At 45.4% G+C, this 328-nt stretch carries 1 protein-coding gene; it reads right to left on the bottom strand.

What is annotated here, in order from left to right; all coding sequences use genetic code 11:
- Positions 1-328: acetate and sugar kinases/Hsc70/actin family protein (locus tag C6N31_RS47290; protein WP_198359687.1), on the bottom strand; the 328-nt coding region annotated here is incomplete at both ends.

Genomic DNA, 328 nt, shown 5'->3' with positions numbered 1-328 from the left:
GGCAGGAACATTAAAGGTCTCAAACATGATCTGAGTCATCTTTTCTCTGTTGGCCTTAGGATTGAGAGGTGCCTCAGTTAGAAGCACTGGATGCTCTTCAGGAGCAACCCGAAGCTCATTGTAGAATGTGTGATGCCAAATCTTTTCCATATCATCCCAGTTGCTGACGATACCATGTTCAATGGGATACTTCAAGGTAAGGATACCTCTTTTAGATTGAGCTTCATCGCCAACATATGCATCTTTTTGACCCATCCCAACCATGACACCAGTGTGTCTTGGCCGACCAACAATACTAGGAAACACTGCCCTGGGAGCATCATCACCA

The organism is Streptomyces fildesensis, from assembly GCF_016107395.1.
Taxonomy (GTDB): Bacteria; Actinomycetota; Actinomycetes; order Streptomycetales; family Streptomycetaceae; genus Actinacidiphila; species Actinacidiphila fildesensis.
The sequence above is the reverse complement of the archived record's forward strand: the minus strand, read 5'-3'. Positions and strand labels throughout refer to the sequence as shown.